We start from the raw sequence: 25313 nt of genomic DNA, 5'->3' as shown, positions 1-25313 counted from the left end.
GCAACGGCTGCGGCCGGCCTTCCTGCAAAAAGCAAGGAACGGCGCGGCAACTGCCGGTCTTCCGTAACGGAGCGTATGGAATGCCCTGATTTGCGGAAATTCCCTCTCCGTCCCTCTCTCGCCCGGAACCGTCTCCAGACGATATGGGGAGGGACTCAGCGCCCCGTCAGGGGGGATTTGCCCGGAGGGGTCGGGCCGCCGCCGTCCGGCCAATTGCCGAAATCGCTTTGGCCGCGGGCGGCCAGCGTGCGGACGCTGGCCCGCAGGGTGCGGATCAGGCACAGCGCCACCGCCATCGACTGGGCGCCGCCGTCCGATCCCGCCAGCCAGCGCAGGGCCGCGGCATGGGCCTGGAGCGCATCGACATAGCCTTCGATGTCCGGCTCCACCCAGGTGACGCAGGTGGACAGCGATGCGACGACCGAAGACGCGGCGGAATCGCCGGCGGTGGCGATCTGCACATCCGACAGGGCATGGCGCAGCCGGCTGCCGATCGGGTCGGGCCGCTCGATTGCCGCCTCCAGCTTGTCGAGCGCCAGCAGCAGCCGCATCCGCTTGGGATCGTCGCTGCGCATGGCGGCGGCACCGCGGTCTGGCGGCATGGCGAAGGCCGGAACCGCAGTCGGCGGCACTTGGGTCGGTGGCACCGGAGTCGGCGGTGTCGTGGGTGGCGTTGCCGGAGGGGGCAGATGTGCCATGCCGCTCGCCATCGGACGCGGCGTGGCCGGCCGGGGGGAGGGCAAGCTGGCGGTCGACGGGCTACCCTGACCGGCCGGGCTGGCGGCCGGGCGGGCGGTGTCGCGTCCCGGCTCGGCAGTTCCCGTCCGGGGGGAGCCGTCGCGACGGTTCAACACCGCGTCGATGCGGCGGGCCAGGGTGGCGGCCGGAACCGGCTTGGCGAGAACGGAATCGGCGCCGGCATCCCAGGCGCTGCGCACGGTGGCGAGGTCGGCGTTGGCGGTCAGCACGATGATCGGCATGCTGGGCCGAAGACTGCCCGGCGACTGGCGGATCCATTGGACCAGCTGCGCGCCGCCGACCGGCTCCATCACCCAGTCGGTCACCATCAGGTCGTAGACCTCGCGCCGCAGCGCGTCCTTGGCCTCCTGGCCGTTGCCGACGGCAGTGATCTGGCCGACGCCCCACAGCCCCAGCATGTCCTTCAACGCCCGCTGCAACAGCGGATTGTCGTCGACGATGAGGATCTTGATGGGGGAGGCGGGACGCTTCGTCATGGAGTGGTTCCGATGATGCGGCTGTGTCTGTCCCGATATCCGCCTCGACGGTCCGCTTTTCATGGAGGGGGACGGGTAAGCGCCCAATGAGACAGCCCATGTACCGTTGGGTGGGCCGGGTTATCCCCGCCGCCGTTCGAATGGGTAGCCCGCGCGGCCGGACACCTCTTTCGATACCGGACGGGTGAGATCGGCGCATATCAGAAAGCTCTGATGGTGATGGACGCACGCGTCCGCCGCCCCTATGATTTCCCGGTCAGGTTTCCAAATGGGGCGTGCGATGAGCGGTGGATGCGGTGGTGGATCCTGTGGCGGCGGTTCACGTGGCGGTGGATCATCCCGTCTTTCCGGCGGATCGGGTGATCTGAAGCACACCATGCGGATGGCGATGGTGGTGAACGGGCTGCTCGGCGCCCTGCTGCTCGCCAGCGCCAATGCGACGCAGGCGGTCACCCTGTGGGCTGCCGCCCTGCTGATGCTGAACCACGCCGCCGGCCATGCGGTGACGCTGGTCGGGCTGGGGCGCCGGCCGGATTGGCACGCGCGCCTGTCGATGCTGCACGGGGTAGCGTTGATGGTTGCAGCGGTGGCGCTGGTGGTGACGGCAGGGCGCAGCATCGCCGGCATGGCGATCCCCGACGTGCCGCTCGCCAGTCTGGCCCTGCTGCTGGCCATCGGCGTGACGGTGGCGACAGCGACCCTGCTGTTCGCCGGCCGGCGCGGCACCCTGAGCCTGCGGGCGATCTGGCTGTGTTCGCGCAAGGATGTCCTGCCGCTCGGCGCCGGCCTCGTCGGGCTGGCGGCAAGCTGGCTGCTGCTGGACGGAGCGCCGGATGCGCTGGTCGGCGCCGGGATCGCAGCGTTCCTGCTGCCGGCCGCCTGGGGCCTGCTGCGCGGCGGCATGGGAGGCGAGGGGGTGGCTGGGCGTTAGCCTCACCACACCCCGTCACTCCCCCTGTCCTCACGACCGCTGGCGCAGCCGCTCCAGCAGGGCCTTGGTGGCGAAGCCGTCCGGGATCTCCCCGACCGACGCCTGGAAGCGGCGCACCGCGTTGCGGGTGTTCGCCCCGACGATGCCGTCGGCGGCACCCGGCTCCAGCCCCAGCGACGCCAGACGCTGTTGCAGGTCGATGCGCTCGTCGCGGCTCAGCGCCTGTTCCTCGCGCGGCCAGGGTCCGCGGACGCCGGGCTTGCCGGTCATGCGGTCGGCCAGCATGGCGACGGCCAGCGAATAGCTGGTCGACGGGTTGTAGCGCATGATCGCACGGAAATTGTCGCGCACCAGGAAGGCGGGGCCGCGATGCCCGGCCAGCACCAGGATCGCCGCCGATCCCTCGCCGCCCAGATCGCTGCCGTCCACCGGACGGACGCCCAGCCGGCGCCAGTCCGACAGCGGCTTGGTGATGCTCAGCTCCGCCTGATCGTAGGGGAAGCCGTCGGGCAGCTGCACCTCCTGCCCCCAGGATTCTCCCTGCCGCCAGCCATTCGCCAGAACGAACTTGGCGGTGGAGGCCAGCACGTCGGGCATGCTGCCCCAGATGTCGCGATGGCCGTCGCCGTCCTCGTCCACCGCGTTGCGCAGGAAGACGGTCGGCATGAACTGGGTCTGGCCCATGGCACCGGCCCAGGAGCCGGTCATCCGCTCCGGCGCGATGTCGCCGGAATCGAGGATGCGCAGCGCGGCCAGCAGCTCCGACCGGAAATAGGCGGCGCGGCGGCCTTCGAAGGCCAGCGTCGTCAGCGCGTCGATGACCGAGAAGTTGCCGGTCGACTTGCCGAAGTCCGATTCCACCCCCCAGAAGGCGACCAGGATCTCTCCCGGAACGCCGGTGCGGCGGGTGATGCGGGAAAGCAACGCCGCATGCTCCTGCAACTTCTGACGGCCGTCCTGGACGCGCTTTTCATTCACGGCGCTGTCCAAATACTGCCACACTTGCCGGGTGAACTCGGGCTGGGAGCCATCCAGTTCGACGACGCGCTCGGACAGCTTCACCCGTTGGAAAGCGCGGTCGAAGGTCTGCGGACGGATGCCCTGGCCCAGCGCTTCGGCACGCAGCGCCGCCAGCCATTCGGGGAAGGAGGCGGGCTGCTGCGCCACGGGCTGGATGGCCGCCGTCGCGGTACCGGGTGCCGAGGCAGCGGTTGCGACCGGAGCGGTGGCTCCGGTGCTCTGGCAGCCGGCCATCAGCAGGGTGGCGAGAAGGAGGCGGGCGGGATGACGGAACGGAAGTCGCATGCGCTCGACCGTGATCGGAGGGGAAACCGGGCCGTGACCCTAAGGCCCCTGGCCGCAAGGCTCAACCGTCAAATGGGCAGCCCTGTCGGGGAAACGCCTATTGCGAGGGGTATACGCTTGCAGGGCCGCCGGACCGGTCCATATCAAATTTCAATGCAACGCTTTCGCAAATCCCGTCCGGCAAAGCCCTGTCCCCAGGCGCCGAACCCGGCCGGATTTGCCCAGCTTGACTTCGTCTTGGGCAGGGCTGCCGGGACGGGACCGGAAGCCGGAACACCACCTTCTCCAATCGCGTTGATCTGGGAGCGCTTCCATCGGGAAGCGGCTTCCCGCCGCGGAACGCCAAGGGTGCCGACGCCATGAAAATCGTGATCCTCGGCTTGAGTAACGGGGGCTTGACCAACGGGTACCGCCAGGATGGCGGGCACAGCATGCGCTGGCGCGCGTTGATCCATGGGCTGGCGATCCGCGGCCATCGCGTCGTCGCGGTCGAGCGGACCGGCCCCGGCTCGTCTGCCCCCTGGACCATTCCCGGCGGCGAGGTGCTGTCTTACGGCGCCTGGGACGAGGTGGCGGTGGCGGCCGCGGCCCAGGCGGACGATGCCGGCGTGGCGCTGGTGGTGGCGCAGGGGCCGGACGCCCGCGCCGCCGCCGACCTCGTCCGCCAATCCAGGACCCCGCGCCGCGTGCTCTACGATCCCGAGGCCGCGGTCAGCCTGACGGCGCTGGAGGCGGGAGAGGCGGTGGACCACCTGCCGGCCGACGGGCTGGCCGGCTTCGACATGGTGCTCGCCTCCTGCGGCGGGCCGGCGCTGGACCGCTACCGCGTCAAGGCGGGGGCGGAGTCGGTGGCCCCGCTCTATCCCTGGATCGTGCCGGAGGCCGACAAGCCCGGCGACTTCAAGCGGGAGTATCTGGCCGATCTCTGCTGCATTGTCGGCGGGCCGGACGGCATCCGCGAGGGGCTGGGCAGCTTTTTCATCGACCCGGCCCAGCGGCTGACCCGCCGGCGCTTCGCGCTGGTCGGCGCCGATCTGCCGGATGGCGTGCCGCGCGCCTCCAACATCCTGACCTTCCCCGACCTCGACCCGGCGCGTCATGCCGACGTGCTGGCCTCGGCCAGTCTCGCGCTGACGCTGGCGCGCGACGACGAGCGCCGGATCGGCTGGTGCCCGTCGCCCCGGCTGTTCCTGGCCGCCGCCTGCGGGGCCGCCATCGTCGCCGATCAGTGGGAGGGGCTGGACAGCTTCTTCGAGCCCGGCCGCGAGATCCTGGTCGCCGCCCAGACCGACGACGTGACCACGGCGATGATGCTGCCGCGCAACCACCTGACCGACCTCGGCCGCCGGGCGCGCAAGCGGGTGCTGGCCGAACACAGCGCCGAGCGCCGCGTGCAGGAGCTGCGCAGCATCCTGGACCTGAAGGGCGGCGGCGACGACTGACGACATCCGGTTTAACGGGGATGCGAAAGTGCGGGGAGCGGGCTATGGTCCGCTCCCCGTTTCGTTTTGCGCCCAATGCCATTTGGCAAATTATCTAAGGAGCCTTACGCCGATGCCGACCGTCACCATCCGCCCCGCCGTCGAGGAGGATTGCACGACCATCCTGCGCTTCGTCCGCGAACTGGCGGAGTTCGAGCGCGAGGCCGATGCGGTCAAGGCGACCGAGGAGGATTTCCGCCGCGACGGCTGGGGGCCGCAGCCGGTGTTCGAGGCGCTGATCGCCGAGTTGGACGATGCGCCGGTCGGCTTCGCGCTGACCTTCCGCAACTTCTCCACCTGGGAGGGGCGGCCCGGCCTCTATGTCGAGGATCTCTACGTCACGCCCGACGCCCGACGCTACGGCGTCGGCCGCAAGCTCCTGGCCGCGGTGGCGAAGCGCGCGGTGGAGCGCGGTTACCGCCGGGTGGATCTGAGCGTTCTGGATTGGAACCCGGCGCGTGACTTCTACGACCGGGTCGGCTTCCGCCAGATGAAGGAATGGCTTCCCTATCGCCTGACCGGGGAGGCCCTTTCCGACCTTGCGGCGGAAGTCGGTACCGGGGAAGAGTAAAAGGCGGAGATCAGACGGCGCGGTTCAGAGCAGACGCGCCGATGATCTCGGCGTAGTCGGAACGCTCGCTGCGCAGGTTCGACAGAAGATCGACCAGGCTGTCGCGGACGAAGGCATCGTCCTGTTCGACGATGGTGTCTTGCGTCAATCGAATGAATTGGTCGAGAAGCGCGATATGGGCCGCGGAGGAGGCGTTGATCTTCTTCGAGTTGACGGCGCCGATCATGTAAATCTCCCTAGGCCTGAGCGTTCCCGATGGCCTTATCAAGCCATCGGGCGAGTTAAAGACTTCCTAACGGGACTATGCGGCAGGTGGTATCTTCGGGGGTACTTCCGATCTATGGTCACGTTGTATAGGATCGCCCCGAAGAGTTACCTCAAAACGTCTATGAGGACCTTTGAAGTTCTGCTGCAATCGATCCCCGTCGGATGCCCCGGCGGGTAGCATGCATGATGACAACACGCACCGCTATGTCCGGTTGCTCAGACCGCCCGAGGGAATTGGGGGGAGGGACCACCAAAGGGTGCAGTCCCTCCCACCCGGTTGGACAGTCACAACCCCCTGAAAATGCTGACTCCCGGAAAAGTCGATCAGGCGGCGCGGCAGGCGGCGGTGCGGTCGCGGGCATCGGCGCGCTCCAGGGCGCGGGCGATCAGATCGTCGAAAACTCCGCCGATGGGCTCTTCCAGAACGGCGGTCCGGCCGGCAAGCATCGGGCCTTCCATCAGCAGGGAGCCTTCCTCGCCGGGGCCGAGAACCCGCCAGCCGCGGCTCTTCATCTCCGCAACGCGCGTCCGGGCAATGAAGGCGCGGACATGGTCGTATGCCAGATCGTCCATCCTGTTCCCCCAATCGCTGTCCCAATCACAGTCGATAGCCGCCGGCCTTGCAGCGGATCATTGAGCAAAGCGTACGGAAGAACCGCGAACGCAACAAGAACAAATTCGAGTGAATAGCGAGGATTTCCGCCGAGTCGCTCAAGCTCCCGCTTGGAGCGTGGCCCTGGCCTGCGCAGTCCAGGCCCTTGCCGTTCCGGGGTACACCGCAAAGATCAGGCGTGGCGGGGAAGTTTGCAACCCGTCCCACCCGTGACCAAAAGCGGCGATCAGGAAAGGTCCGACCATGAGCGGTGTCCGCACCGAAACCGACAGCTTCGGCCCCATAGACGTTCCGGCCGACCGTTACTGGGGCGCGCAGACCCAGCGCTCGCTTCAGAATTTCCGCATCGGCGGAGAGCGCATGCCGGTGCCGCTGGTGCGCGCGCTGGGCATCCAGAAGCGCGCCGCCGCCGCCGCCAACATGACGCTGGGCGTGCTCGATCCGAAACTCGGCGCCGCCATCATGGAGGCGGCGGACGAGGTGATCGACGGCCGGCTGGCCGATCACTTCCCGCTGGTGGTCTGGCAGACCGGCTCCGGCACCCAGACCAACATGAACGCCAACGAGGTGATCGCCAACCGCGCCATCGAGCGGCTGGGCGGCACCATGGGGTCGAAGACACCGATCCATCCCAACGACCATGTCAACATGGGGCAGTCGTCGAACGACAGCTTCCCCACCGCCATGCACATCGCGGCGGCCGACGAGATCGTGCACAGCCTGATCCCGGCGCTGGAGCATCTGCGCACGGCGCTCGACGCCAAGGCCGACGCCTTCCGGGACATCGTCAAGATCGGCCGCACCCATCTCCAGGACGCCACGCCGCTGACGCTGGGGCAGGAGTTCTCCGGCTATGCCGCCCAGGTCTCCTACGGGATCGGCCGGGTGAAGGGTGCGCTGCCGCAGCTCTACCGGCTGGCCCAAGGCGGCACGGCGGTCGGCACCGGCCTGAACGCCAAGCCGGGCTTCGCCGAAGCCTTCGCCGAGGAGGTGGCTGCCTTCACCGGCCTTCCCTTCGTCACCGCGGAGAACAAGTTCGAGGCGCTGGCGACCCATGATTCGCTGGTCGACGTGCACGGCCACCTGAACACGCTGGCGGTGTCGCTGATGAAGATCGCCAACGACATCCGCCTGCTCGGCTCCGGTCCACGCTCGGGCATTGGCGAGCTGTCGCTGCCAGAGAACGAGCCGGGATCCTCCATCATGCCGGGCAAGGTCAATCCGACCCAGTCGGAGGCAATGACGATGGTCTGCGCTCAGGTGATGGGCAACCACACCACCGTGACCGTCGCCGGCGCCACCGGCCATTTCGAACTGAACGTGTTCAAGCCGGTGATCGTTTTCAACGTCCTGCAATCGATCCGCCTGCTGGCCGACGCCGCGAACAGCTTCACCGACAATTGCGTGGTGGGAATCGAGGCCAACCGCGAGCGCATCGCCAAGCTGGTGTCGGACAGCCTGATGCTGGTGACGGCGTTGAACCCCCACATCGGCTATGACAATGCGGCGAAGATCGCCAAGAAAGCCCACAAGGAAGGGACAAGTCTAAAGGAGGCCGGGCGGGAACTCGGACTCCTGACGGATGAGCAATTCGATCAATGGGTTCGACCCGAACGGATGGTTGGTCCAGGCTAAGCTTGGGGTTAGGGTGGGGGTGAGTTATCCCGGCCGCACCGGCCTTCCTCTGACCACCCCCATCTCCCACTGCGATGCGTGCGTGACCATGAAGAAGCGTTCGGTCCTGATCGCCGGCCATCCCACCAGCGTCTCCCTCGAGGAAGAGTTCTGGGACGCCCTGAAATCGGTGGCGCTATCCCGCGGCCTGTCGGTCAATGCCCTGATCGAGGAGATCGACCAGACCCGGACCGGCAACCTGTCCAGCGCCATCCGCGTCCACGTGCTGAAGGCGGTGCAGGGGCGCGGGGAGTAGGGGGCCTCTCGGATACCCGCAGGTGGACACCCGCCCATTGCCGGCGTACACGGGTGCTTGGCCCCCCTCATTACCTTGCCAAGACCGCCGCCATGCCGCCAGACGTCACCACGCTCGACATCATCGCCTTCGTCTGGTTCATCGGTTCCTGGGTCGGCTTCACCGTCACCCAGGACCATCTGATGGCCGGGCGCAATGTGGTGAACCGGCATCTGCGGATCGTGCGCCGCCACTGGATCGAGCGGATGCTGGAGCGCGACAACCGGATCATGGACGCGCAGCTGTTCGGCCACACCATGCACAGCTGCACCTTCTTCGCCTCCACCAACATGCTGGTGCTGGCCGGGCTGATCGGTTCCTTCGGTGCAGCGGAGCGGGCGCAGCAGCTGATATCGGACCTGTCCTTCGCCGTCCCGACCTCGCACCAGATGTTCGAGATCAAGATGCTGCTGATGGTGGTGATCTTCACTTTCGGCTTCTTCAAGTTCACCTGGGCGCTGCGTCAGTACAATTACTGTTGTGCCCTGATCGGCTCTGCGCCGATGCCGCCGGTGCCGCCGCAGGACCGCCGGGAGATCGCCCAGACCATCAGCGAGGCGCTGACCCTGGCCATCGTCGCGCTGAACGGGGGCATCCGCGCCTATTACTTCGCACTGGCGGCCCTGGTCTGGATCATCGGCCCCATTCCGCTGATCGCGGCGTCCAGCGGCGTCGTTTTCGTTCTCACCCGCCGGCAGGCGTTTTCCGCCACCGAAAAGGTCATCCGCGTACAGACCCAATGGTTGGAGAGAAACGATTCAAGCAAAGCGAAATAATAAATAAAATCCCACACGTTTTCTTGCGCATGCGACCAAATATCCTCTACCTGACGGCGAGTTGCGGCGGCTAAGGTCCGTTCATCGAGGATCGCACGACAGCTTGTCGGCGCGGCGCAGAGAACAAGAGGGCGAAAATGAACGCCGATACTGCATTGACCATCATGGAAGCCCTTGACCAGGCGGAGGCTCTGCTGAACCGCGTTCACCTGCGCGACGGCTATGCCGGCCGTGACACGCTGGCCCGCAACCGGGAACTTCTGAACGCGGCCCGCAATCGGCTCGAACAGGTCCACAGCATCGAGGAAATGGGCGTGTTCGAGGGCTTCGGCCGGTCCCCGGCCCTGGCCTGAGACGGCACCGGCATTCCGGCGATCACGGCGCCTCAGCCCTTCAGCAGCACCTTGCCGCCGCTGCGAACCTTCGACCAGTCCTTGGCGAAATAGGCGAAGTCGCTCGACGGCCGGCTGAACAGGAAGCCCTGGGCAAAGGACACGCCCAAGCCGTTCAGCAGCTCGGCGTGCACCGTCTCCTCCACCTGCTCACCGATCAGTTCCAGTCCCAGCTGGCGGCAGACATCGACCATGCTGCGCAGCATCGCCATGTCGCGCGGGCTGTTCACGGCGCCGCGGACGAACTTGCCGTCGATCTTGGCATAGTCGGCCTGGATGCCATACAGCGACTGGAAGCTGGTGGACCCGGCACCGACATCGTCCAGGCAGATGCGGAAGCCGCTTTCGCGCAGCTTCTGCAACACCTCGTTCAGCTTGGCGATGTCGGTGACGACAACGGTTTCCGTCACTTCGATGAGCAGCTTCGAGGCCAGATCGCCGTAGGGGGCGACGACCGACTGGAACTGCTTGAAGAAGATCGGGCTCATCAGCGTCTTGGCCGACAGGTTGATCGCCACGTCGGGCAGCTTCGGTTCCTTGCGGAACTGCTGCAGCGTGTCCAGCACCGTGCGGGTCAGCAGCAGGTCGAAGTCGTAGATCAGCCCGACATCCTCAGCGAAGGTGATGAAGTCGGCCGGCGAGCTCATCCCCTCGACCCGGGTCAGTGCCTCCAGATGGTGGACGGCGCCGGTGCCGATGTCGACGATCGGCTGGTAAACGACGACGAAGTCGCGGTTGTCGATGGTGGCGCGCAGCTGCCCGATCCGCTCCACCGCCCCGGCCATCAGGCGGTTCGCGCCATCCTCCAGGCTGGAGATGGTGAACTCGCCGCCTTGCGCGGAGGCGAAGGCCTGCACGGTGTAGACCAGCGCGCGGGCGGCATCCGCGGCGTCCAGCCGGTCGTCGGCCATGTCCAGCGTCCAGGACCGGATGCCGCCGGGCAGGGCGCCGCCCGCCGCCTCGATGATCTGGGCGATGTGGCCCTGCACCTCGCGCCCGTCGATGTCGGCGGCATGGACGATGCCGTATCGGTCGCCGGTCAACTGCCCGGCGCTGTCGCCGTCGGCGGAGATGCCGCGCAGATAGGCGTCGATGCCCTCACGCACCTCCGCCGCCGCTCCCTCCGGCATCGAGTCCACCATTGCCTGCAACCCCTCGACCAGCAGCAGGGTCAGCCCCTGCTCCAGTCCCCGTTCGCGCGCGGCATGGATGCGCTCCTCCAGAATGCCGGCAAAACCGCACTGGTCGAGCAGTTCACCCTGGGCCGCCGTGACCGCCCCATTGCTGCCATTGCCACGGGCCGGAGCGGTCAGCAGCACGGTGAGAAACAGGGAACCGGGACAGGAGTCGAGCCGGCAGCCGCCGAGCAGTGCCGGGAACTGCTGGCCGTCGAAGGCCTGAAACATCACGCGCGATGGTTTGATCCGTGCCTTTTCGCGGATGCGGTCGAACAGGACATGGACGTATTTGCGGTCGCCGGGGGCCACCACCTCCATCAGGTTGCTGCCGACCAGCCCGCCGACATCGCCCTTGGTCAGCCGGCAGCGGGCACCGGCGGAAAACAGGATGTTGCCCTGGGGATCCGCTTCGATCAGCAGATCGGCGGCGGCGAAGGCAAAGCCGACGAAGCGGTCGCGGTCGCGGCTGGACTGTGGACGGCGATGACCGGCCGCGCCGGAGGCCGGGGCGACAGCCGGTCCGATCGGGGGAGGGGAGCGACCTGCGCTTTCCTGCGACAAGGGCATCATCATCCGGCTGTAAATTACATCAAAGTTTAGAGAGTTTCTTCCTGAATGCAGCAGAGGGTAACCAATATTGATAGGAGATAAAAGCCGCATCGATGGGAAATGACCTTCGCCTGACCTGAACGCAACAATTTGAGGCATCTATTTCGCAAATGCAAAATACCGGGAGTAACTTTGCCGGATGCTCATGGTTGCGATTAATAGCGTTACCGAGAAATTGATGAAATCGTTCCGGTATCGTAATAACTGTTGTCAATGGTGTCTGGCATGGCTAGGTGGCTCTATCGGGTCTTTGCCTCCGGAGCCGCCTCGCCATGCATCATGGCTAAGAAGGTCAGGTAACTTCCACCGCCGCTGGCCGAACCGCGGGCTTCCGCCGCTTCAACAGCAGTGCGTTGAAGCTGGATTGTCCGGGTATTTCCACGAAGCGGTAGGTCAGGCTGGCGATGGCGACCACCGTCCCCAGATAGGCGAGCGCCAGAAGGTCCATCATCCAGGTGGCACCGAAAAAGATCAGCCGGTCTTCGCCGCCGGCTGCTGGCCCGACGAACATCGGCTGGCCCGACAGCCTCTGCATCGCGACCGCCGCCTTCTCGTACAGCGCAATGACCAGCGCATGTACCATGTAGACGGAGTAGGAGCGGGCGCCCAGCCATTGGAAAGGCCGCATCGCCAGCAGCCTTGAAATCGTCCCGCCTTCGAAGGCGAACACCCAGACGACCAAACCGAAGAGCAGGGGCGAGGCATAGGACAGGGCGTTCCCGCGCGCCGATGCAACGAAAACGATCACCGCGGCAAGGCTGAGCCCCTCGCTCAGCCCGGCTATCGGCGACCCAGCTGTCGGCCGCCGCATCGACAGTCTGGACAGTCCGGCAGTGCGGGCCGCCTGGAACAGCCGATACGTCACATGGCCGGTGAAGAAGCCGTAGAGGCAGCGGAAATATCCAAAGTCGAAGCTGGTGTCTATGTATTGGTCGGACCATCCCATGACCACAAAGGCGCCGGCAGCCGACAGCGCAACCGCCGACGCCGTCACCAGCCATGTGCGGCGCGCCAGCAGGCAGAGCGCTGCGAAGCTGACGTAGGCGAGGAACTCGGCGCTGATCGACCAGCTCGGAATGTTCCAGGTCAACCCGTCCTCAATGCCCAGAGAGTGCACAAGGAACAGGTTGCTGAGAATGGAGGATGGCGCGAAGCGGCCGGTGAAGGCCGCCGTCTCGCCGCTGACCGCCAATGCCTTCACGATCTCAAGCGGAATGAAGGCGATCAGGGTGGTGGCATGCAGCGGCCAGACCCGGCCAAGGCGTCTCACCAGAAAATTTCTGCCGTCCGCCGTTGAGTTCAGACGGTGGATGTAGGCGTGGGTGATGACGAAGCCACTGAGAACGAAGAAGAAGTCTACAAACAAATAGCTGCCGCGAACGAACGGGGCGAGGTAGAAATATCCTAAGGCGTTAAAGTGGAATAATGCGACAAATAAGGCGCATAAACCGCGCCAGCCGTCGAGAACTGGAAAGCGCATTTCTCATCTCCAGATTGGCGTATTGTTTGTATCATCTCATGTCGGCTACCAATACTTAGGTTGAAAAGGATGGTAGTTGCTCCGATGCAGGGATTCTCGTAAGATTACCGTTGGGTGAAAGTATAGACAGTACCCGCAACCAAAAAGCGGAAATCGGGCTTATTCCGAATGTGATTCAGTGATTACCACCGATAGGTTGTGGAGATTGATTGCCTGCATCCTTTTGGCCGCGGTTTTGCCCCATTGCAGGGTCGCCGTACTGCCTTGAAGGACTTTATATCCATTTGGAGCTTTTTCATCGTTTGGTTGTCATCGAAGCGGTACGCTGTCTGCGCCTCCCGGTTGAGCTTTTCCGGCCTTGAGCGGGGTGACCACAACCGTCATTCTCCGGACGTCCCGTCGCGGCCGAGAAACCGGTGATGTCCATCCACCGGCGCAGCGCGTGCAGTGGCTGCACTTCGGTCGCGACGGAACCTGCTCCCGGCCAAAGAAAAAGGCCCCGCCGACCATAACGGTCGCGGGGCCCTTCGGCTTTTACCGTGGTGCCGGCGTCAGCGCCGCGGGAACAGCCGGTTGACGTGGCCCATCTTGCGGCCGGACCGGGCCTCCGCCTTGCCGTACAGGTGCAGGCGGGCGCCGGGTTCGGCCAACAGCTCCGGCCAGCTCAGCACGTCGTCGCCGATCAGGTTGGTCATTTCGGCATTCGCCACCCGCTCCACCGAGCCCAGCGGCAGGCCGCAGACCGCACGAACCAGCTGTTCGAACTGGCAGGTGGCGCAGGCGTCCATCGTCCAGTGGCCGGAATTGTGCGGGCGCGGCGCTATTTCGTTGACCAGCACGGCGCCGTCGGCTGTGACGAACATCTCCACCGCCAGCACGCCGACCAGATCCAGGGCCTCGGCGATGCGCCGCGCGATGCGGTCGGCCTCCGCCGCGGTTGCCGCCGACACCTTGTCCGGTGCGGCGGGCGCGATGGTGACGTCGAGGATGCCGTCCTTGTGCCGGTTCTCCACCGCCGGATAGGCGACCATCGCGCCGTCGGCGCCGCGGGCGACGATCACCGACACTTCGCAGGCGAAGGTGACGAAGCCTTCGACGATGCCCTCCACGCCGGGCTTGCCGCCGCCGATGCTGGCCCAGGCCGCCGCCGGATCGCTGCCGCTGTCCAGTCGGGCCTGGCCCTTGCCGTCATAGCCGAGCCGCGTCGATTTCAGGACGCAGCGCGGACCGACCTCGGCCACCGCGCGGGCGACCTCCTCGGCGCTGTTGGCAGGGCGCCAGGGGGCGGTGGCGATGCCCAGCGCGTTGACGAAGCTCTTTTCGGCGATGCGGTCCTGCGCCACCGACAGCACGTTCGGGCCGGGGTTCAGGTTGGCGAAGCGGCGCAGATGCTCGGCCGTGGCGACCGGCACATTCTCCCACTCCAGCGTCACCGCATCGACCGAGCGGGCGAAGCGCTCCAGCGCCTCCAGATCGTCCCAGTCCGCCACCGTCGCCGCGGCGCTGACCTGCGCCGCCGGGCTGTCGGCGGCGTCCGGGGCGTAGACATGGGTCTTGTAGCCCAGACGTGCCGCGGCCAGCGCCGTCATCCGGCCGAGCTGTCCGGCACCCAGCATGCCGATGGTTGAACCGGGGGCGAGGCGGGGCAGGGGAGTGCCGGATGGGGTGCCGGTCATGACGGTAGGGCTTTCAAGTTGTCCGGGCCAGTTATCGGGCCAGTTGTCAGGCAGGATCGTCGACGGGGGCTTCGGCGACCGCGGCGGTCTGGCGGGCGCGCCAGCCGTCCAGCGCGTCGGCCACCGCCGGGTCCATCAGGGCGATGACCGAGCCGGCCAGCAAGGCGGCATTGATGGCGCCGGCCTTGCCGATGGCCAGCGTGCCGACCGGCACGCCGCCCGGCATCTGCACGATGGACAGCAGGCTGTCCATGCCCTTCAGCGCGTGGCTTTCGACCGGCACGCCGAAGACCGGCAGCGGCGTCATCGACGCGGCCATGCCCGGCAGATGGGCGGCGCCGCCGGCCCCGGCGATCACCACCTTCAGCCCGCGCGCCTTGGCGGTGGTGGCGTACTCCACCAGCCGGTGCGGGGTGCGATGGGCGGAAACGATGCGGACCTCGTGCGGGACGCCCAGCGCCGCCAGCGTGTCGGCGGCGTGCTTCATCGTCGTCCAGTCGGACTGGCTGCCCATGATGATGCCGACCAGCGGCTGGGTGCCGGTAGCCGAAGCGGTGCTGTTGGGGGAGTGGTCGGCGGTCACGGCCTGGCGCTTTCCTCAAGGTCCGGAAAGCGGGGCATTATAGGAAGAGTCGGGCTTCTGTCCAGAGGCGGCGCCGTTCCTTGGCGTCGGCGTTCCGCGAATCCCACCCTGCGGCTGCGACATTCCGGCCCTTCCGACGGAACATGGTTCCACTTATGGTGCCGCCTTATATGGACTGGATAGACCTTGCTCAATTCACTCGGCGGACCCATCGCATGACCGACTCCGTTTCCGGCGAAGACCTCGGCGACACCCAGCGCAAGGAACACCGCGACATCCGCGCCGCCATGGCGGAGGAACGGATGGCCGCCGTCGGCATCGACGAGGTGTCGATCGAGACGCTGGTGCGGACCTTCTACGGCAAGATCATGACGGACGAGGAACTCGGTCCGATCTTCGGCCGCGCCATCACAGATTGGGAACCGCATCTGCGCAAGATGATCGATTTCTGGTCGTCCATCGCCCTGCTGACCCAGCGCTACGACGGGCGTCCGATGCCGGTCCACATCTCGTTGGGACTGGAGCCGCCGCATTTCGAACGCTGGCTCGGCCTGTTCCGTCAGACCGCCCACGAGGTCCTGCCGGCCGAAGGCGCCAACTTCCTGATCGGCAAGGCCGAGAACATCGCCCGCAGCTTCCAGATGGGAATTCAGTTCTTCACGGTGCCGAAGAAGGGGTGACGCGTCAGTTCCCAGCCGGCCCGTCATTCCCGCGAAGGCGGGAATCCGGCGTCTTGAAGCGCTTTTTCCGGAGCCATGATCCCCGCCTTCGCGGGGATGACGACCAAAAGCGCGTCGCGTGTTCCGTTAAGCGATGATGTCCGGCAGCAGCCGGCTCTCCAGGACCATGATCTGGTCCTTCAGCATCAGCTTGCGCTTCTTCAACCGCTGCATCTGCAACTGGTCATAAGGCGCGCGTTCGACCAGCCGGGCGATCACGTCGTCCAGGTCGCGGTGCTCGCTGCGCAAGCTCGCCAGCTTTTCCTTCAAAATCTCTTGCTCGTTCATCGCGCCCGTTAGGAATGGCCGTTGCCCCGGGTGGGACGGGGGTGCTCTTGCGGGTGACCCTTGGCTGGGCGGACTGGACTATACCAGATTTCCGGCGGCACGGCACCGCCAAACCGCCGGCTCGGCCCTTTGGCATGCCCGCCGTCGCGCCGGAGGGAATGCGGCCGGCGCGATGCCCCCTTTGCGGATGCGGGCAAAGATTGCGGGAAACTTCTGTTCCGGTAACATGGTGGTCCATTTCAACGAACAGGCGAACGGGACGGGAAACCTCAATGACTGCCCCTAATAAAGCCGGCAAGCGCATCGGCATCCTGACCAGCGGCGGCGATTGCGCCGGGTTGAACGCGGTCATCCGTGCGGTGGTCCACCGCGCCACCGGCTATGGCTGGCAGGTGCTGGGCATCAAGGAAGGCACCCAGGGCCTCCTACAGCGCCCGGTGCAGTACCAGACGCTCGATCTCGGCTCCGTCGACGGCCACATGATGCGCCAGGGCGGCACCATCCTGGGCACGACCAACCGCGGCGACCCCTTCGCCTATCCGATGCCGGACGGCACGCTGAAGGACCGTTCCGATGAGATCGTCGGCGGCTACCGCGAGCTTGGGCTGGACGCGCTGATCGGCATCGGCGGCGACGGCAGCTTCGCCATCCTGCACAAGCTGGCGCAAAAGGGCGGCTTCCCGATGGTGGGCGTGCCCAAGACCATCGACAACGACCTGGGCAAGACCGAGGTGTCGGTCGGCTACGACACCGCCGTCGCCGTGGCGGTGGAGGCGCTGGACCGCCTGCAACCGACAGCCGCCAGCCACCACCGCGTGATGGTGCTGGAGGTGATGGGCCGCGACGCCGGCCACATCGCGCTGGCGGCCGGCATCGCCGGCGGGGCCGACGTGATCCTGATCCCGGAGATTGCCTATTCCATCGAAAGCATCGCCGCCAAGATCCAGAGCGTGCGCGACTCCGGCCGCAACTTCGCCCTGGTCGTGGTGTCGGAGGCGGTGAAGACGCTGGAAGGGACCGGGGTCAAGAAGATCCTCCAGGGCGGCGAGAAGCGCTATGGCGGCATCGGCGACTATATCGGCGAGAAGATCGCCGACGCCACCGGGGCCGAAACCCGCGTCACCGTGCTGGGCCACGTCCAGCGCGGCAGCATGCCCAGCCCGCGCGACCGCCTGATCGCCTCGGCCTTCGGAGTCCATGCCGTCGACCTGATCGCCGAGGGCAAGTTCAACCGCATGGTCGCCTGGTCGAACCGCGGCGTCATCGACGTGCCGATCACCGAGGCGATCGAGCATTATTCCTGCGTCGAACTGGATGGCGCGCTGGTGAAGACGGCCCGTGGCCTGAACATCAGCTTCGGCGACTGATCCCTGTGGCGATGGGCGGAATGCCGGCGAATCCCTTCTGGGACTTTTCCCTGGCCGTCTACGGACGGCCGGGAGTGCCGGCCTGCTGCCTGTCGCTTCAGGACCGGCGCGGGGTCGACGTGAATGTGCTGCTGTTCGCCGCCTGGGCCGGCCTGGAATGCGGTATCCGCCTGTCGGCCGAGGAACTGGGCCGCATCGACGCGGCGGTCGCCGGCTGGCGGGAGGAGGTTGTGCGTCCGCTGCGCGCCCTGCGCCGCCGCGCCAAGGCGGAGGACGACGCCTTCTACCGCCGCATGAAGGCTGCGGAACTGGAGGCCGAGCGTGTCCAGCAGGACCGCCTGTTCGCCGCGGCGGGCTTTGCCCCGCAGCCAGGTGGCGACGTGGAGCTTGCCGTCGCCAACATGGCGCTGCTGGTGCCCGGCGGCGACCCGGCTTTGGAGGAACTGGCGGGAGTGTTGCCAAGCGGGCTGAGGAACTGACCTAGCGGTTCAGGATCAGCTCGTTCGGATCGCGCACCGTGTTGGACACCAGCACCGGCTTGCCGGCATAGAAGGCGCTGCACCGCTTGCCGCTGACCAGACGGGTCAGCGCCGCTTCCCATTCGCGCCCCTTCGGGCCGATGATGCGCAGCTTCAACTGGTCGATCAGCGGGAACACCTTGAACTGCTCGATCTCCAGCGGTTCGGCGCTGGTGGTGGTGAAGGCGTCCTGCTTCAGGGTCAGCGTCTTGCCGTTGATCTCCAGTGTCACGTCCTGGGACCATGGGCAGCCGTTCGGCTTGGCGCCCTCATTGGCCTGCGCGGCGGCGATCCCGAAAGCGAAGGTCAGGGCGGCGGCGAGAGTAAGCCGGCGGAGGCCGGAGTGGCAGAAGAGTGCCCGGATTGGGCGGGTGGTCATGATCCGCTCCTCGAAGAACGGCGCGGACAATAACGATGGGTCAGCGTCATGACAATCCAGGGAAAATCCCAATCCTGTGACCGTTTGCAACGATTTCAGGCATAGGCCCGGCTGGACCGGCCTGGTTCCGAAGAGGCATGATCACGTTCTCGGCAGCAAGCCCGTTACTCCCTCCATCACTTCACATGTGTGCCGATGGTTACTTTGTCGCAGGCTCTGCTGATCGCGCTGGACCACCATCAGGGGGGCCGGGTGGCGGAGGCGGAGGACATCTATCGCCGAATCCTCGGCGCCGACCCCGAATATGCCGATGCCATGCAGCTTCTGGGGGTACTCGCCGCCCAGACTGGACGGCAGGCGGCGGCGCACCGGTGGCTGCGCCTTGCCGTGGCGTTGCGTCCCGACGGGGCCGCCGGGCTGTCGAACCTCGCCGGGGTCGAGCAGTCGGCCGGCACCCTCGATGATGCCGTGCGGCACTATGGCCGGGCGCTGCGCCTGATGCCGGACCTCGCCGATGCCCATGCCAACCGCGCCGGTGCGTTGCGCCGGCTGGGGGAGGTGCTGGCCGCGTTGACGGCCGCCGGCCATGCGTTGGCCCTGGCGCCCGACCATGCCGACGCGCTGGCGAACCGGGCCGCCGCCCTGCTGTCCTGCGGCGATGCAAGGGCGGCCGAACGCTGTGCCCGCCGTTCGCTGAGCCTGAACGCCCGGTCTGCCGTTGCTTATGCAACGCTTGCCGCGGCACTGGCGGCCCAGCGCCGCTGGGCGGAAGCCGAGTCCGCCGCCCGTGAGTCGCTGGCTCTCGACCGCAATGCCGCTGAGCCGTGGGAGGTGTTGGGCGCCGTCCTGGCCAAGCTCGCCCGCTTTCCGGACTCGCTGGACGCCTTCGCCATGGCGGAGCGCCTGCGACCCGGCCCGTCGGTCCATGCGGCGCGGGGCATCGCCCTGGTCGCCATGGCCCGCCCGGCGGAAGCTGCCGTCGCGTTCGAGCGCGCGCTGGCCGACCGGCCGCAGGATGTCGGTCTGCACTGGAATCTCGGTTTCGCCCGGCTGATGGCCGGCGATTACCGGCGCGGCTGGCCCGAGTTCGACTGGCGCCGCCGCGACGCTCATGCCGATCCGCCCTGGCGACCTTTCCATCAGCCACCGTGGCAGGGCGAGCCGCTGAACGGTCGCACCATCCTGCTCTATGCCGAACAGGGGCTGGGCGACACGTTGCAGTTCCTGCGCTATGTCCCGCTGGTGGCGGCCCGCGGCGGCCGGGTGGTGCTGGAGGTGCAGCGGCCCCTGCTGCCGCTGATGGCCGGGCTGGAAGGGGCGGCGCAGGTCATTGCCCGTGGCGATCCGCTGCCGCCCTTCGATCTCGAAGCTCCGCTGATGAGCCTGCCACGCGCCTTCGCCACCGGCCTCGACAGTGTGCCCGCCGATATCCCCTATCTGAGCCCCAACCCGGTGCGGGTCGCCCACTGGCGGGAGCAGTTGGGGCCACGGGACGCGCTGCGTGTCGGCGTCGTCTGGGCCGGCAACCCGCGCTTCCCCGGCGACGAGGAGCGCTCGCCCAGGCTTGCCGGACTGCGCGGCCTGTTCGATGTGCCGGGCTGCCGGTTCTACGGGTTGCAGATGGGGCCGGGACGCGCCGGCCTCGCTGAGAGCGTCCTGCCGGACAGCTTCATCGATCTGGGGACCGCGATCTCGGACTTTGCCGACACGGCGGCGATCATGGCGAATCTGGATCTGGTGGTGTCATCCTGCACCGGTCCGGCTCATCTTGCTGGCGCGCTGGGCCTGCCGCTGTGGGTGGCGCTGCCCTTCTCGGCGGACTGGCGCTGGCTGACCGGCCGTGACGACAGCCCCTGGTATCCGACCGCTCGCCTGTTCCGGCAGCCGGCGCCCGGCGACTGGTCTGCGGTCGCTGGGCGCATGGCCGCGGAACTGGCGGCGCTGGCTCAGCGCTTCAGGCCGTTGCCGTAGCGGGAGCAGTCGTAGTCGTCGGTCCCGGCCTCGGCATGGCCACCATTGGAGGTGTTGTAGCGCGGGTCATCGCAGCGGCCGTTGCGGGCATAGGAATCGGAATTTCCCGACCCGAACAGCCCACCCCCGCCGCTGTTGCCGAACAACCCGCCGCCGCTGTTGCTGCTGGTCTGGTTGCAGGCGGCGAGCGCCAACGGTACGGCGGCGACGATCACGAAGCGGAGCGCGGTCTTCATGGCAGTCCCTTTCCCTTATGAGGGTTGCGAAGGAGAATTCTTCCTTCGCCCTCAACAGGGCAGGGGGCCGGCAAATCCCGTGCCGGCGCTCGGGTTAACGCTTCCTGGTCTGAAACGGCTCGCCGAGCCCCTCACTCGACCGGCTGGAACAGCCGGGTGACGGGGTGGATCGCCCACATCTCGCCCGACTCGATGTCGAACCACCAACCGTGGATGTTCAGCGTGCCGGCCTCCACCCCGTCGCGCACGAAGGGGAAGGTCATCAGGTTCTCGACCGACGCGCGGACCGCGGCGCGTTCGATCACCGCCGGGGTGTTCTGCAATTTCTCCGCATCGGCGCGCGCCTGTTCGGAGCCTTCCGGCCCGACATAGGGGTCGAGTGCCGAACCGGCGATGGACACCCAGGGGGAGACGAAATCGTCCTCCGCCTTCTGCCCGGCGCGAAGCCGGATCAGGCCCTGGATGCCGCCGCACTTGGCATGGCCCAGCACGATGATCTCCGACACCTTCAGCGCCTTGACCGCATATTCGATGGCGGCCGAGGTGCCGTGATAGGCGCCGTCGGGCTGGTAGGGCGGAACGAGGTTGGCGACGTTGCGCACGACGAACATCTCGCCGGGTTCCGCCATCGTCAGCAGCGCCGGGTCGACCCGGCTGTCGGAGCAGCCGATCAGAAGGACTTCCGGGTGCTGCCCTTCGGTCGCCAGTTGCCGCATGCTGTCGGGGCGCCGCTCGTAATAGCGGGCGCGGAATGCCTTGATGCCGGCCAGAAGCTGGCGGATGGGCTCGGACGGTTTGCTGCTGAAGGGCATGATGGGCTTTTCCCCTTTGGCGCCGGCCGGCGGCGGTGCCGGTTCCGCGTCGTGGTGCATCGACAGCGGTATACTGGCATTGCGCCCGCGCTCCAAGCCACCTGTTAAGGCGACCGCCGCGGGTCAGGTGTCTCCCTGACGTTCGCCCCAGCGCCGCAGGTTTCCCGCGTCCAGCCCGAACAGGTCCAGCACCCGGCCAACGGAATGGTCGACCAGATCGTCGATTCCCTGCGGCCTGGCATAAAAAGCCGGGACCGGCGGCGCGATCACGGCACCCATTTCGGCAAGCGCGGTCATGGTGCGCAGGTGACCCAGATGCAGCGGGGTCTCGCGTACCATCAGCACCAGCCGGCGCCGTTCCTTCAGCGCCACGTCCGCCGCCCGCGTCAAGAGGGTGGAGGTGACGCCGCTGGCGATCTCGCTCATCGTCCGGACGGAGCAGGGGGCGACCACCATGCCCAGCGTGCGGAAGCTGCCGCTGGACACGGCCGCGCCGATGTCGGCGGCGGCATAGCTGACATCGGCCAGCGCCCGCAGCTCCGCCACCTTCATGGCGGTTTCATGCGCCAGCGTGACCTCGGCCGACCGGCTGACCACCAGATGCGATTCGACGCCGATCCGCCGCAGCGTCTCCAGCATGCGGATGCCGTAGATCACTCCCGACGCGCCGCTGATGCCGACCACGAGCCGGGGCGGAGGGATGGTAGGATCGGTCATGGCCGGATTCTAAGCTCTCATCAGGCGGTATTCCCCCTCCCGCTCGGGGAGAGGGACATCCCCCTCAGTGCGCGTCTTCCTGTTCGGAATAGCGGTCGTCCTCGCGGCCTTCGCCGTAGAAGTCCTCGGCGGCGTCCTCCGGGGCACGCGGCACGCCGCCGCGGCGGATCGCCAGCGCCAGCGCCTCTTCCAGCTCGCGCTGGGAGCAGAGGCCCAGCATCACCGGGCCGCGCGGCTTGATGTTGGCGACGTTCCAGTGGGTGCGGTCGCGCACCGCGGCGATGGTCGGCTTCGTGGTGCCGATCAGGCGGCAGACCTGGGCGTCCGACAGCTCCGGATGGTGCTTCAGCAGCCAGGCGATGGCGTCGGGCTTGTCGCCGCGTTTGGTGATCGGGGTATAGCGCGGACCCTTGGAGCGGGAGGCGACCTGCGGCAGGTCGGCGACCAGAAGCTTCAGGCGCAGATCCTGATTCTTCTCGCAGCGCTCGATCTCCTGCTTGGTCAGCTGGCCGTTGGCGATGGGGTCCAGCCCCACCATGCCGACCGCGACCTCGCCGTCGGCGATGGCCTGGACTTCCAGCGAATGCATGCCGCAGAAAGCGGCGATCTGCTCGAAGGACAAGGACGTGTTCTCGACCAGCCAGACGGCTGTCGCTTTCGGCATCAAGGGCAGAGCCATCATCCCTCCTGACAAACTTCTTTACCGGCCGCACCCGCTGGCGGGTGATGCGGCCGGTCGTTCAAACTGGTTATGCGGCGCGGGTACGGCTTCGCGACCCGGCCTCGTGACTCCGGGGGCGGCCGCCCCATTCTCGTCACCACGATATAGGGCGAATACCGGTCCGCGTAAGCATGCTTACGCAGGCGCACCGGGAAATCCCGGCCGCCCGCTCGCCTCTGCTAACCTGTCTTGGCAGCGGATGGCAAGCCCGACGGCGCCGCAGCGGCGAAGAAAAGCGCAAAATCAGGCGGCGTCCGGTCCCACCGTCAGCACGATCTTGCCGATATGCGCGCTGCTTTCCATCAGCCGGTGCGCCTCGTCCGCCTGTTCCAGCGGGAAGGTGGCGTGGATCTGCGGCTTGATGCCGCCGGTCTCCAGCAGCGGCCAGACATGCTCGCGCAAGGCCGCGGCGATGCGGCCCTTCTCCGCCACCGGCCGGGCGCGCAAGGTCGATCCGGTCAGGGTCAGCCGCTTGGTCATCACCGGCGCCATGTTCAGCGACACCTTCGCCCCCTGCAGGAAGGCGATGGAGACGTGGCGGCCGTCCACCGCCATGATGTCGATGTCGCGGGCGATGTAGTCGCCGCCGACCATGTCCAGCACCACATCGACGCCGCGACCGCCGGTCGCCTCGCGGATGACCGCGACGAAATCCTCGGTCCTGTAGTTGATGGCACGGTCGGCCCCCAGCTCCTCGCAGGCGCGGCACTTGTCGTCGCTGCCGGCGGTGGTGAACACCGTCGCGCCGAAGGCCTTGGCCAGCTGGATGGCGGTGGTGCCGATGCCGCTCGATCCGCCATGGATCAGCAGGGTCTCGCCGCGCTTCAGGGCGCCGCGCTCGAACACGTTGGTCCAGACGGTGAAGAAGGTTTCCGGCACTGCCGCCGCCTCGACCATCGACAGCGGGCCCGGCACGGGCAGGGCCTGCACCGCCGGCACCACGCAATATTCGGCATAGCCGCCGCCGGCCACCAGCGCGCAGACCCTGTCGCCGCTGGCCCAGCTCTCCACGCCTTCGCCGATGGCGATCACCGTGCCGGACAACTCCAGCCCCGGCAGGTCGGATGCGCCCGGCGGCGGGTCGTAGCGGCCCTGGCGTTGCAGCGTGTCGGGGCGGTTCACGCCGGCGGCGGCGACCTCCACCAGGATTTCGCCGGGACCCGGCACCGGGGCGGGGCGGCGGGCGGGGCGCAGAACCTCCGGCCCGCCGGGCTGGGTGATCTCGACGCAGCGCATGCTGTCGGGCAAGCTTAGACCCATGGAGATCGTCCCTTCGGTTTTTGTCTGTTTGGCAATGTCAGGCCCGAAAGGTAGATTTGCCCAACCGGTCTGACAAGCCGGGCAACGGGCTGAAAACACGGCAGGGGGAGGGACCCGATCATGGCCATCGACGAGCGTTTCGAGGATCTGGAGCCGCGCAAGGCCAAGCCGGCGCCCAAAGACCTGACCGTGATGGGCGTGGCCGAGATCGAGGCCTACATCGCCACGCTGGAAGCGGAAATCACCCGCGCCCGCGCTGCCATCGCCGCCAAGCAGGCGCAGAAATCGGCGGCCGAGGCCTTCTTCAAGAAGGGGTGAAAAAAGCCCCTCTCCCGCTGGGGAGAGGGGCTTCGTCTGCGTGCGGAGTGGGTTGCCCTACGTCACCGCCCGATGCCGACCAGATCGCGGTAGCAATGCCAGGAGGCATGCCCGACGACCGGCAGGGCGATGGCCAGCCCGAGGAAGCCGGTGACCATACCGGCGCTCATGAACAGGGCGATCAGGAAGCCCCAGGCGATCATCGGCTTGATGTTGGCACGCACCACCGCGATGCTGGTCGCCATGGCGGTGAAGACGTCGGTCTCGCGGTCCAGCAGCATCGGCACCGACACCACGGCGATGGAGAACACCGCCGTCGCGATGATCCCGCCGAACACCGTCCCCGTCAGCAGGAAGGGAATGGTCTCCGCCGAGAAGAAGATACGGTCGACCAGTTGGTCCAGCGCCGGCGTCTCGCCGGAGAAGAACAGGGCGAAGATCAGGAAGGCGACGCGGATCCAGGCCAGCAGCGCCAGCATCAGCACCATGCCGATCCCGGCGATCTGCACCCCGTTGCGGCGATAGGCGGCGATCACCTTTGCCAGCGTCGGCCGTTCCCCCAGCTCCAGCAGGCGGCTGGTCTCATAGAGCCCGACGGCGAACAGCGGCCCGACCAGCATGAAGCCCGCCGCCATCGGCAGCAGCAGATATTCCATGTCCAGCGTCGCCAGACCGACCACCAGCATGAAGCTGGAGATCACCGCCAGCGCACCGTAGGCGAAGCTGATGCCGGGGGCGGCCATCATGTCCTGCCAGGCCGACGCCAGCCAGACCCAGGGCCGGTCCATCTCGACCGAGCGGATCGCCGGCAGCCAGCTGGGGGTTTGCCTCTGAGGCGTCTGCACCGAACCGCGAAACGACGTCATGTCGACCATGATGACGGCCCTCCCCAACAGCCAAGGAAAGCGCCCGCCGGCGCCCATGACCGGCACTGTCACACA

At 67.1% G+C, this 25313-nt stretch carries 28 protein-coding genes; 12 read left to right on the top strand and 16 right to left on the bottom strand.

Annotated features, from left to right (window positions below; translation table 11 throughout):
* Positions 1-155: 155 nt before the first annotated feature.
* Positions 156-1235: a response regulator gene (locus tag ABNQ39_RS06210; protein WP_376959516.1), complete on the bottom strand. Its 1080-nt coding sequence runs from the start codon at positions 1233-1235 to the stop codon at positions 156-158.
* Positions 1236-1611: 376 nt separating this feature from the next.
* On the opposite strand from ABNQ39_RS06210, the gene ABNQ39_RS06205 reads away from it, so the two are divergent.
* Positions 1612-2166, top strand: a complete 555-nt coding sequence (locus tag ABNQ39_RS06205) for a hypothetical protein (protein WP_376959515.1) — start codon at positions 1612-1614, stop codon at positions 2164-2166.
* Between the two features lie 30 nt (positions 2167-2196).
* Here ABNQ39_RS06205 and ABNQ39_RS06200 read toward each other — a convergent pair whose 3' ends face one another.
* Positions 2197-3471, bottom strand: a complete 1275-nt coding sequence (locus ABNQ39_RS06200) for a lytic murein transglycosylase (RefSeq protein ID WP_376959514.1) — start codon at positions 3469-3471, stop codon at positions 2197-2199.
* Between the two features lie 359 nt (positions 3472-3830).
* Between ABNQ39_RS06200 and ABNQ39_RS06195 the strand changes: the two genes are divergently transcribed.
* Complete coding sequence (locus ABNQ39_RS06195) at positions 3831-4913, top strand: glycosyltransferase family protein (protein WP_376959513.1); 1083 nt, start codon at positions 3831-3833, stop codon at positions 4911-4913.
* A gap of 112 nt (positions 4914-5025) precedes the next feature.
* Positions 5026-5523, top strand: coding sequence for a GNAT family N-acetyltransferase (locus ABNQ39_RS06190; RefSeq protein WP_376959512.1), 498 nt, complete (start codon positions 5026-5028; stop codon positions 5521-5523).
* A 10-nt stretch (positions 5524-5533) separates the two neighbouring features.
* Here the strand turns inward: ABNQ39_RS06190 and ABNQ39_RS06185 are convergent, their stop codons facing one another.
* Together ABNQ39_RS06185 and ABNQ39_RS06180 are read right to left on the bottom strand one after the other, a co-directional pair.
* Positions 5534-5749 carry a hypothetical protein gene (locus tag ABNQ39_RS06185; protein WP_376959511.1) on the bottom strand — a complete coding sequence of 72 codons (216 nt, stop codon included), beginning with the start codon at positions 5747-5749 and terminating at the stop codon, positions 5534-5536.
* A 365-nt stretch (positions 5750-6114) separates the two neighbouring features.
* Entirely contained in the window at positions 6115-6363 is a 249-nt protein-coding gene (locus ABNQ39_RS06180; protein ID WP_376959510.1) for a hypothetical protein, read from the bottom strand.
* Positions 6364-6646: 283 nt separating this feature from the next.
* Between ABNQ39_RS06180 and fumC the strand changes: the two genes are divergently transcribed.
* The 4 genes from fumC (at position 6647) to ABNQ39_RS06160 (ending at position 9501) form a co-directional block, all read left to right on the top strand.
* Positions 6647-8038: a class II fumarate hydratase gene (fumC, locus tag ABNQ39_RS06175; protein ID WP_376959509.1), complete on the top strand. Its 1392-nt coding sequence runs from the start codon at positions 6647-6649 to the stop codon at positions 8036-8038.
* An 88-nt stretch (positions 8039-8126) separates the two neighbouring features.
* A complete protein-coding gene (locus tag ABNQ39_RS06170) occupies positions 8127-8333 on the top strand; it encodes a ribbon-helix-helix domain-containing protein (protein ID WP_376959508.1) in 207 nt (68 codons plus the stop codon).
* 53 nt (positions 8334-8386) lie between these two features.
* On the top strand, positions 8387-9148 hold the full coding sequence (locus tag ABNQ39_RS06165; protein ID WP_376959507.1) for a DUF599 domain-containing protein: 762 nt from the start codon (positions 8387-8389) through the stop codon (positions 9146-9148).
* Positions 9149-9285: 137 nt separating this feature from the next.
* The gene (locus ABNQ39_RS06160) at positions 9286-9501 is read left to right on the top strand and encodes a hypothetical protein (protein WP_146255407.1); all 216 of its coding nucleotides are present in this window, start codon (positions 9286-9288) and stop codon (positions 9499-9501) included.
* A 32-nt stretch (positions 9502-9533) separates the two neighbouring features.
* On the opposite strand, the gene ABNQ39_RS06155 is transcribed toward ABNQ39_RS06160, so the two are convergent.
* From ABNQ39_RS06155 to purE, 4 genes are all read right to left on the bottom strand, one after another.
* Entirely contained in the window at positions 9534-11285 is a 1752-nt protein-coding gene (locus ABNQ39_RS06155; RefSeq protein ID WP_376959762.1) for an EAL domain-containing protein, read from the bottom strand.
* 334 nt (positions 11286-11619) lie between these two features.
* Positions 11620-12807 carry an acyltransferase family protein gene (locus ABNQ39_RS06150; protein ID WP_376959506.1) on the bottom strand — a complete coding sequence of 396 codons (1188 nt, stop codon included), beginning with the start codon at positions 12805-12807 and terminating at the stop codon, positions 11620-11622.
* A gap of 551 nt (positions 12808-13358) precedes the next feature.
* The gene (locus ABNQ39_RS06145) at positions 13359-14483 is read right to left on the bottom strand and encodes a 5-(carboxyamino)imidazole ribonucleotide synthase (protein WP_376959505.1); all 1125 of its coding nucleotides are present in this window, start codon (positions 14481-14483) and stop codon (positions 13359-13361) included.
* Between the two features lie 46 nt (positions 14484-14529).
* Positions 14530-15066 (bottom strand): 5-(carboxyamino)imidazole ribonucleotide mutase, encoded by a 537-nt coding sequence (purE, locus tag ABNQ39_RS06140; RefSeq protein WP_376959504.1) that lies wholly within the window; start codon positions 15064-15066, stop codon positions 14530-14532.
* A gap of 215 nt (positions 15067-15281) precedes the next feature.
* On the opposite strand from purE, the gene ABNQ39_RS06135 reads away from it, so the two are divergent.
* Positions 15282-15746, top strand: a complete 465-nt coding sequence (locus tag ABNQ39_RS06135) for a group III truncated hemoglobin (protein WP_376959503.1) — start codon at positions 15282-15284, stop codon at positions 15744-15746.
* 126 nt (positions 15747-15872) lie between these two features.
* On the opposite strand, the gene ABNQ39_RS06130 is transcribed toward ABNQ39_RS06135, so the two are convergent.
* On the bottom strand, positions 15873-16073 hold the full coding sequence (locus ABNQ39_RS06130; protein WP_085089646.1) for a YdcH family protein: 201 nt from the start codon (positions 16071-16073) through the stop codon (positions 15873-15875).
* A 272-nt stretch (positions 16074-16345) separates the two neighbouring features.
* On the opposite strand from ABNQ39_RS06130, the gene ABNQ39_RS06125 reads away from it, so the two are divergent.
* Complete coding sequence (locus ABNQ39_RS06125) at positions 16346-17440, top strand: ATP-dependent 6-phosphofructokinase (RefSeq protein WP_098739637.1); 1095 nt, start codon at positions 16346-16348, stop codon at positions 17438-17440.
* Positions 17441-17460: 20 nt separating this feature from the next.
* Complete coding sequence (locus ABNQ39_RS06120; protein ID WP_376959502.1) at positions 17461-17919, top strand: TIGR02444 family protein; 459 nt, start codon at positions 17461-17463, stop codon at positions 17917-17919.
* Position 17920: 1 nt separating this feature from the next.
* Here the strand turns inward: ABNQ39_RS06120 and ABNQ39_RS06115 are convergent, their stop codons facing one another.
* Entirely contained in the window at positions 17921-18337 is a 417-nt protein-coding gene (locus ABNQ39_RS06115; protein WP_376959501.1) for a hypothetical protein, read from the bottom strand.
* A gap of 195 nt (positions 18338-18532) precedes the next feature.
* Between ABNQ39_RS06115 and ABNQ39_RS06110 the strand changes: the two genes are divergently transcribed.
* Positions 18533-20308, top strand: coding sequence for a hypothetical protein (locus tag ABNQ39_RS06110; RefSeq protein WP_376959500.1), 1776 nt, complete (start codon positions 18533-18535; stop codon positions 20306-20308).
* On the opposite strand, the gene ABNQ39_RS06105 is transcribed toward ABNQ39_RS06110, so the two are convergent.
* From ABNQ39_RS06105 to ABNQ39_RS06085, 5 genes are all read right to left on the bottom strand, one after another.
* Entirely contained in the window at positions 20284-20544 is a 261-nt protein-coding gene (locus ABNQ39_RS06105) for a hypothetical protein (protein ID WP_098739639.1), read from the bottom strand. The two genes, ABNQ39_RS06110 and ABNQ39_RS06105, sit on opposite strands and share 25 nt — an antisense overlap.
* Positions 20545-20675: 131 nt before the next feature.
* Positions 20676-21356: a carbonic anhydrase gene (locus tag ABNQ39_RS06100; RefSeq protein ID WP_376959499.1), complete on the bottom strand. Its 681-nt coding sequence runs from the start codon at positions 21354-21356 to the stop codon at positions 20676-20678.
* 123 nt (positions 21357-21479) lie between these two features.
* On the bottom strand, positions 21480-22073 hold the full coding sequence (locus ABNQ39_RS06095; protein ID WP_376959498.1) for a UbiX family flavin prenyltransferase: 594 nt from the start codon (positions 22071-22073) through the stop codon (positions 21480-21482).
* A 64-nt stretch (positions 22074-22137) separates the two neighbouring features.
* Positions 22138-22752 (bottom strand): DUF1013 domain-containing protein, encoded by a 615-nt coding sequence (locus tag ABNQ39_RS06090; protein WP_109452530.1) that lies wholly within the window; start codon positions 22750-22752, stop codon positions 22138-22140.
* Positions 22753-23037: 285 nt separating this feature from the next.
* A complete protein-coding gene (locus ABNQ39_RS06085) occupies positions 23038-24054 on the bottom strand; it encodes an NAD(P)H-quinone oxidoreductase (protein WP_376959497.1) in 1017 nt (338 codons plus the stop codon).
* 120 nt (positions 24055-24174) lie between these two features.
* Between ABNQ39_RS06085 and ABNQ39_RS06080 the strand changes: the two genes are divergently transcribed.
* Positions 24175-24372, top strand: coding sequence for a DUF1192 family protein (locus tag ABNQ39_RS06080; protein ID WP_174471935.1), 198 nt, complete (start codon positions 24175-24177; stop codon positions 24370-24372).
* Positions 24373-24434: 62 nt separating this feature from the next.
* On the opposite strand, the gene ABNQ39_RS06075 is transcribed toward ABNQ39_RS06080, so the two are convergent.
* A complete protein-coding gene (locus ABNQ39_RS06075; RefSeq protein WP_376959496.1) occupies positions 24435-25247 on the bottom strand; it encodes a DUF2189 domain-containing protein in 813 nt (270 codons plus the stop codon).
* Between the last annotated feature and the right edge of the window lie 66 nt (positions 25248-25313).

The sequence above is a fragment of the Azospirillum sp. A26 genome (genome assembly GCF_042604635.1).
In the GTDB taxonomy this organism is placed as follows: domain Bacteria; phylum Pseudomonadota; class Alphaproteobacteria; order Azospirillales; family Azospirillaceae; genus Azospirillum; species Azospirillum palustre.
Note: the sequence above shows the minus strand (reverse complement) of the source record. Positions and strands in the feature narration are given on the sequence as shown.

Excerpts from the sequence above, each read along its gene's own strand:
- ABNQ39_RS06210 (WP_376959516.1), bottom strand. The coding sequence starts at position 1,235 with ATGACGAAGCGTCCCGCCTCCCCCATCAAGATCCTCATCGTCGACGAC.
- ABNQ39_RS06205 (WP_376959515.1), top strand. The coding sequence starts at position 1,612 with ATGCGGATGGCGATGGTGGTGAACGGGCTGCTCGGCGCCCTGCTGCTC.
- ABNQ39_RS06200 (WP_376959514.1), bottom strand. The coding sequence starts at position 3,471 with ATGCGACTTCCGTTCCGTCATCCCGCCCGCCTCCTTCTCGCCACCCTG.
- ABNQ39_RS06195 (WP_376959513.1), top strand. The coding sequence starts at position 3,831 with ATGAAAATCGTGATCCTCGGCTTGAGTAACGGGGGCTTGACCAACGGG.
- ABNQ39_RS06190 (WP_376959512.1), top strand. The coding sequence starts at position 5,026 with ATGCCGACCGTCACCATCCGCCCCGCCGTCGAGGAGGATTGCACGACC.
- ABNQ39_RS06185 (WP_376959511.1), bottom strand. The coding sequence starts at position 5,749 with ATGATCGGCGCCGTCAACTCGAAGAAGATCAACGCCTCCTCCGCGGCC.
- ABNQ39_RS06180 (WP_376959510.1), bottom strand. The coding sequence starts at position 6,363 with ATGGACGATCTGGCATACGACCATGTCCGCGCCTTCATTGCCCGGACG.
- fumC (WP_376959509.1), top strand. The coding sequence starts at position 6,647 with ATGAGCGGTGTCCGCACCGAAACCGACAGCTTCGGCCCCATAGACGTT.
- ABNQ39_RS06170 (WP_376959508.1), top strand. The coding sequence starts at position 8,127 with ATGAAGAAGCGTTCGGTCCTGATCGCCGGCCATCCCACCAGCGTCTCC.
- ABNQ39_RS06160 (WP_146255407.1), top strand. The coding sequence starts at position 9,286 with ATGAACGCCGATACTGCATTGACCATCATGGAAGCCCTTGACCAGGCG.
- ABNQ39_RS06155 (WP_376959762.1), bottom strand. The coding sequence starts at position 11,285 with ATGCCCTTGTCGCAGGAAAGCGCAGGTCGCTCCCCTCCCCCGATCGGA.
- ABNQ39_RS06150 (WP_376959506.1), bottom strand. The coding sequence starts at position 12,807 with ATGCGCTTTCCAGTTCTCGACGGCTGGCGCGGTTTATGCGCCTTATTT.
- ABNQ39_RS06145 (WP_376959505.1), bottom strand. The coding sequence starts at position 14,483 with ATGACCGGCACCCCATCCGGCACTCCCCTGCCCCGCCTCGCCCCCGGT.
- ABNQ39_RS06135 (WP_376959503.1), top strand. The coding sequence starts at position 15,282 with ATGACCGACTCCGTTTCCGGCGAAGACCTCGGCGACACCCAGCGCAAG.
- ABNQ39_RS06130 (WP_085089646.1), bottom strand. The coding sequence starts at position 16,073 with ATGAACGAGCAAGAGATTTTGAAGGAAAAGCTGGCGAGCTTGCGCAGC.
- ABNQ39_RS06125 (WP_098739637.1), top strand. The coding sequence starts at position 16,346 with ATGACTGCCCCTAATAAAGCCGGCAAGCGCATCGGCATCCTGACCAGC.
- ABNQ39_RS06120 (WP_376959502.1), top strand. The coding sequence starts at position 17,461 with ATGCCGGCGAATCCCTTCTGGGACTTTTCCCTGGCCGTCTACGGACGG.
- ABNQ39_RS06115 (WP_376959501.1), bottom strand. The coding sequence starts at position 18,337 with ATGACCACCCGCCCAATCCGGGCACTCTTCTGCCACTCCGGCCTCCGC.
- ABNQ39_RS06110 (WP_376959500.1), top strand. The coding sequence starts at position 18,533 with ATGGTTACTTTGTCGCAGGCTCTGCTGATCGCGCTGGACCACCATCAG.
- ABNQ39_RS06105 (WP_098739639.1), bottom strand. The coding sequence starts at position 20,544 with ATGAAGACCGCGCTCCGCTTCGTGATCGTCGCCGCCGTACCGTTGGCG.
- ABNQ39_RS06100 (WP_376959499.1), bottom strand. The coding sequence starts at position 21,356 with ATGCCCTTCAGCAGCAAACCGTCCGAGCCCATCCGCCAGCTTCTGGCC.
- ABNQ39_RS06095 (WP_376959498.1), bottom strand. The coding sequence starts at position 22,073 with ATGACCGATCCTACCATCCCTCCGCCCCGGCTCGTGGTCGGCATCAGC.
- ABNQ39_RS06090 (WP_109452530.1), bottom strand. The coding sequence starts at position 22,752 with ATGGCTCTGCCCTTGATGCCGAAAGCGACAGCCGTCTGGCTGGTCGAG.
- ABNQ39_RS06085 (WP_376959497.1), bottom strand. The coding sequence starts at position 24,054 with ATGGGTCTAAGCTTGCCCGACAGCATGCGCTGCGTCGAGATCACCCAG.
- ABNQ39_RS06080 (WP_174471935.1), top strand. The coding sequence starts at position 24,175 with ATGGCCATCGACGAGCGTTTCGAGGATCTGGAGCCGCGCAAGGCCAAG.
- ABNQ39_RS06075 (WP_376959496.1), bottom strand. The coding sequence starts at position 25,247 with ATGGTCGACATGACGTCGTTTCGCGGTTCGGTGCAGACGCCTCAGAGG.